The organism is Magnetococcales bacterium (assembly GCA_015231755.1).
In the GTDB taxonomy this organism is placed as follows: domain Bacteria; phylum Pseudomonadota; class Magnetococcia; order Magnetococcales; family Magnetaquicoccaceae; genus Magnetaquiglobus.
On the sequence record JADGAZ010000037.1, the window covers coordinates 3,926 to 9,344 of the forward strand.

Below are 5,419 nucleotides of genomic sequence, written 5' to 3' on the forward strand. Positions count from 1 at the left end.
TTGTCTTTTTTGTCTTTTTTGTCTTTTTTGTCTTTTTTGTCTTTTTTGTCTTTTTTGTCTTTTTTACAACAAGGTAGCCTTGACCCCCGGGGGCATGCCTTTGCGTTGGGGGTTGATCGCGAAGGTTTCCCGCAGGGCGGTGCCGAGGTGGTGGAAGATTTGGGTCCAGCCAGATTCCGGTTCCGGGATCGATTGGAAATGGACCACCACCGAGGCGGTCAGACCCCCCACCAAGCCATCCAGGAAGTCGTCGAGGTCTTCGGAGCGGATGCCGTGCAGCACGTCCTGTCCCACCAGAAACCGTTGCCGCAGGGCGTCGCGGGAGTCGTTGAGGGGCACCAGACAGAGAAACTTGCGTCCTTCGACGCTGACGCCGACCCGTACCGGGGCATTCAGGTCTTCCGGGTTCTGAACGCTGCTGCCGGCTCCGTTGACACCGGTTTCCACCATGCGTGCCTTGAGGATCTCCAACAGCACCCGCCCCAGCACCAGTCCGGTATCTTCCAGCACCACATGGCTGGAACTCAACGCCAGGGCGTGGCACTCCACCCGCAGGGAGAAGCCGGCCTGATCCGCCAGTCGGGTGAGCAGATCGGGCAGGCTGCCCACGGCGATGGAGTCGGCCACGTCGAAGACAAAAGCGTGATCCGACGCCCGGGAAAAATCAACGATCACGGTCAACGCGCTTTCAGCGGTGATGCGCACGGCTTTGCAACGGGTGAGATCCGTCTCTTCGATGGTGAAACGGGCCTCCCGTGTGGATGGCGTGGCACGGGATTCGGCGTGGGGAAGGGGCGGGGGCAGGGGATGGAGCATACGATTCAAGGTGATGCCCAGGGTGCGGAAGATCCCTTCCCAGGCGTGATGGGGATCTTCCGCCGAGCATAGGCGCACGCCGATACGGGCTTTCAGTCCTTGGGCGAGTCCGGTCATCAGTTCCCACATGGGGCGACCGGAAGAGGCCTGTTCGCAGCGCAGACCCAAGAACCACTCCGCATCCACGCCGGCGCCCCGGATGAATTCGGCTTCGGGATGGGGGGTGTGCAGGTCGATGACGATTTCCGCGCTGCCGTCGTCGATCATGCCCAAGGCGGCGGCGTGGTCTTTGTGACGGGGCATTTGTCCCAGATGGGCACCCAGCAGGCGGCCCAGGTCGGTCCATTGATCGTTGTTCCATTCCAACCGGATCCCCATGCCCAGACGCCAGGCGATATGCTCCACCATGTGGCTGACGAAATCGTTGGGGGTGAGGATCTGTTTCTTGCGAATATCGCCGGTCTGGATGGAGATCTGCAGCGGGGTGAAGGCCGCATACACCTGACTGGCCATGCCGCAACCGGTCAGGGTATCGAAGGGGGTGCCGCCGGTGGTCACGGCCACGGTGTGGCATCCGGCGCGGAATCCCGCCTCCAGTCCCAACAGGGAGTCTTCCACCACCAGGCACCGGGCCGGTTCGACCCCCAGTTGTCGGGCCGCGTGGAGATAGCCATCCGGAGCCGGTTTTTTTTGGAAGCCCTCCAGGTCGTTGCCGATCACCAGATCCACCGCCTGATGGATGCCCGACCGTTCCAGAATGGCATGCACATCCCGGGTGGCATTGTTGGAGACCACCGCCATGCGCAGACCGTGCAGCCGGGCGGCCTGCAAAATTTCCGGGATGCCGGGCAGCAGTTCGAAAGCGGTTTCGGTGCGGGCGGTTTCGTAGTATTCCAGGATCTCTTCACGGATTGCCGGAGGGCATATCAGTCCGTGCAGTTCTTCCAGATGCTCGAAGATCTTCTGCCAGAAAGCCGGGGGGTGCAGGGCGAAAATGGAACGGATGAACGCTTCGCTCAGGTGGATGCCGGTGCCGAAATGGGTTGCCAGCAGTTGATTGCAGATGCGGATGTCCAGGCCCAACGAGTCGATGAGGACACCATCCATGTCCCAGAGAATGGCCTCACACTCTGTCGGCAGCAGCAGACGTTGCGCGAGGAGTCGTTTGGATGGGGCGAGGGGCATGGTCATGGGGCATTCCGATGGGGTGTGAATGGATACGGTTCGGATGGTTTTGATGTGATCAAGAATCATAAAATATTGTGTTGGAGAGGCAAGGTCAAAAACAAAACCCCAGGGGGAATCCTCCAGACCCTCTCTTTTTTTTCAATTGTGATGAAATGAGAGATCAATCACAGATTGAATTCTTGATGATCATGATTTCATCCATGCCCGCCAGCAGCGCATCCACCACGTCGGGGTCAAAATGGGCCCCCCGTTCCCGGGTGATCAGATCCACGGCATCCTGGACGGACCAGGGTTTTTTGTAGGGACGCCAGGAGGTCAGGGCGTCGAACACATCGGCGGCGGCGCAGATGCGGCTTTCGATGGGGATTTGTTCTCCGGCCAAACCGCTGGGATAGCCTGTGCCATTCCATTTTTCGTGGTGGGTCAGGGCGATCTTGTGGGCGGTGACCAGGGGTTCATCCCGATAGCCGGAAAGAATGTTGCCGCCGATGGTGGCATGGGTTTTGATGATATCGAACTCATGGGGTTCCAGGCGGCTCGGCTTGAGGAGAATATTGTCCGGGATGCCGATTTTGCCCACATCGTGCATGGGGGTGGCATGCATGATCAGATCGCAATGGGACTCGGACAACCCCAGTCGACGGGCGATGTGGGCGGAAAATTGTCCGATGCGAATCACGTGTTGTCCGGTTTCGTTATCCCGGTATTCGGCGGCGCGACCCAGGCAACGGATCACTTCCAGTCGGGTTTCGTGCAGTTGACGGGTGCGTTCTTTGATTTTTTCTTCCATGCGTTTGTACAGCAGGCGTACCGTCAGCATGTTGCGGATGCGGGAGATCACTTCGGAGGGGTTGAACGGCTTGTTGAGAAAATCCTGGGCGCCATGGGCCAACGCTTCCAGACGGATGGTCTCTTCGGTATTGGCGGTGATCACCAGAATGGGCAGATAGGGATCACGGCCAATTCGTTCCAGCACCCGCATGACCTCGATGCCGGTCAAAAAGGGCATTTCCAGATCCAACAACATCAGGTCGAACCGTTGCTGGATCCACAGTTCTTCCACCTGACGGGGATCGTCCAGGGTGACCACATTGGCGAAGCCGTGTTGCTTCAACAGGCTTTTGAGTACGATCAGGTTGAGTTTTTGGTCGTCCACAATGAGGATGTGGGCTTGATGGCGTTCGGCATCCAGGCTGGAATCAATGGTTATGGACATGGTATAACATCACCTGGAGACGGCACCAAAAGGATCACGGAGCACTACGGAAATGATTCTTTGATCCACTATATCGATTGCAAGACCTCGGTTCAAGTTTTTTACGGCTGATTTGGGGGGTGAGGAGCGGTTCTGATGAGCAGGGATGCCGTTGGATTGGATTGGTTGAAGCCTCTGCGGGAAGAGTTGTGGGGGTTCGTGTCCGAATTGCGGCTGGACGGGCAACCGGGACGTTATCTGCCGTGTCGGGATGGGGCGGTGCGGGCCGGACGGGAGGCCGGATTGGGGTTCAGTTGTTTTGCCAAAAAGATTCTGGACGCCACAGGGGGTTGGGAGGGGTTGGACGAATCGGAACGGTTGGCGTGGATGGGATATATCCGTTCGTTTCAGGTGGATTCGGGGGCGGTGATGTCCCTTGGGGAGGGGTTGGACGGGATGTTCGTGGATCCCGGATTGTTGGCCGCGTTGCCGGAGACCCGCAATACCTGGCGGGAGCGGTTGCGGCGTTACCAGCGGGGCTGGTCCGCGTTGCCGCCCCGGGAGGATGCCATGCTGGCGGAAACCAAGCAGGCCATCGCCACCTTGGCATGGTCCGGAGTTTCCCCGAGGCGTCCTTTTGGGGGCTTTCCCTGTCGGCAGAAAGCGTTGCTGGCCCGTTTGCGGTCGCTGGATTGGAGTCGTCCCTGGTCGGCGGGGGCCAAGAGTGCCTGGCTGGCGGTTTTCATCCAGACCCAGGGGGCGTTGCTGGCCGGGGTGGAGGCTCCCGCTTTGCGGGAGAGCATGATCGGGTTTTTGAAGGGGTTGCTGGATCCGGAAACCGGGGGCTATTTCCGTGCTGCCGGAGTTCCCCCCCGGGGGCAGTTGATCAACGGAGCCATGAAGGTGCTCAATGCCCTGGAGTGGCTCGACGAGCCGATTCATCAGCCGGAACGGTTGATCGACACCTGTTTATTGCAGGGACCACCCCCGGCGGGGTGTCATGTGGTGGATTGGGTGTATGTGGTGCATCGCTGTCTGCGGCAGACGGATCATCGTCGCGGGGAGATTCGGGCGCGACTGTTGGAGGTTTTGGCGTTGATCCGTACCCATCGCACTTCGGACCGGGGATTTGCTTACATGCCGGGCCGGGCGCAGACCGGGTATTATGGCGCGCTCATCTCCCGTGGTCTGGACGAAGGGGATCTGCATGGCACCTGTCTTTTGACCTGGGCGATTGCCATGATCGTCGAAACGGCGGAACTGGATCTGCCCGGATGGAAGACCTTCCGGGCATGAGCGCCCCTCGGGTCACGGTACTGACCAGTGTTTTCAACGGCGGAGCCTATCTGGAGCAGGCCATCGCGGCCATTCACCGGCAGAGTTTCACCGATTTTGAATTTCTGCTGATCGATGACGCCTCCACCGACGCCACGCCTGCCATGCTGGCGGAGTGGGCCTGCCGGGATCCCCGGATCCGGGTGGTGCGCAACGACAGCAATCTGGGGCTGACCCGATCCTTGAACAAAGGCATCCGGCTGGCCCGTGGCCCATGGATCGCCCGTCAGGACGCGGACGACTGGTCGTTGCCCGAACGGCTGGAACGGCAGTTGGCGTATCTGGATTCATATCCCGAGGTGGGGGTGCTGGGCACTGCGGCTTGGTGGGTGGACGCGCAGGGCAATCCCGAGCCAAAGCCTCGGGTCCAACCCGTGGAGCATGCGGAGATTCGCTGGCAACTGCTGTGTACCAATCCCTTTTTTCATACCTCCGTGATGTTCGCCCGTGAGTTGGCCTTGGCCTGTCCGTATGACGAATCCTGGCGTTTCGGGCAGGATTTCGACCTGTGGGGCCGGTTGTTGACCCGGACCCGGGGAGGGAATCTTGCCGAGCCGTTGGTTTGTTGTCGTCGTCACGAGGGGCGGGTGAGCGCGGTGCATTTTCAGCGTCAGCAGGGGATGGCTTTGGAGATTGCCCGGGGTCGTTGTCGGGGGTTGTGTCCCGGGTATGACTGGAATGGGGAGCGGATCGCCGCGGTGCGGGGGTTGACTGTGTCGGAGTGGCCGTCGGGCGAGGAGTCGTTGGAAGATATGCGGCTCTGGCTGGGACTGTTTCGGGCGTTCGGGCAGCAGGAGGGGTTGGATCCGCAGGCGATGGAGCGGCTGAAGCGGCGGGGTGGGCCAGCAGAATCTCGTGCAACAGTCGGGTCATGGGAATCATCAC

Annotated in this window: 4 protein-coding genes; 2 read left to right on the forward strand and 2 right to left on the reverse strand. The window is 60.0% G+C overall.

Annotation, left to right across the window (positions count from 1 at the left end; all coding sequences use genetic code 11):
- Positions 1–63 precede the first annotated feature (63 nt).
- Together HQL98_16030 and HQL98_16035 are read right to left on the reverse strand one after the other, a co-directional pair.
- Positions 64–2,007, reverse strand: a complete 1,944-nt coding sequence (locus HQL98_16030) for an HAD-IA family hydrolase (protein MBF0273553.1) — start codon at positions 2,005–2,007, stop codon at positions 64–66.
- Positions 2,008–2,164: 157 nt separating this feature from the next.
- Complete coding sequence (locus HQL98_16035) at positions 2,165–3,220, reverse strand: response regulator (protein MBF0273554.1); 1,056 nt, start codon at positions 3,218–3,220, stop codon at positions 2,165–2,167.
- A gap of 135 nt (positions 3,221–3,355) precedes the next feature.
- Between HQL98_16035 and HQL98_16040 the strand changes: the two genes are divergently transcribed.
- Both HQL98_16040 and HQL98_16045 read left to right on the forward strand, forming a co-directional pair.
- The gene (locus HQL98_16040) at positions 3,356–4,495 is read left to right on the forward strand and encodes a hypothetical protein (GenBank protein MBF0273555.1); all 1,140 of its coding nucleotides are present in this window, start codon (positions 3,356–3,358) and stop codon (positions 4,493–4,495) included.
- Positions 4,474–5,419: glycosyltransferase family 2 protein (locus HQL98_16045; protein MBF0273556.1), on the forward strand; the 946-nt coding region annotated here is incomplete at its 3' end. The genes HQL98_16040 and HQL98_16045, both read left to right, overlap by 22 nt.

Coding starts and splice junctions, on each gene's coding strand:
- HQL98_16030 (MBF0273553.1), bottom strand. CDS start 2,007: ATGACCATGCCCCTCGCCCCATCCAAACGACTCCTCGCGCAACGTCTG.
- HQL98_16040 (MBF0273555.1), top strand. CDS start 3,356: ATGAGCAGGGATGCCGTTGGATTGGATTGGTTGAAGCCTCTGCGGGAA.
- HQL98_16035 (MBF0273554.1), bottom strand. CDS start 3,220: ATGTCCATAACCATTGATTCCAGCCTGGATGCCGAACGCCATCAAGCC.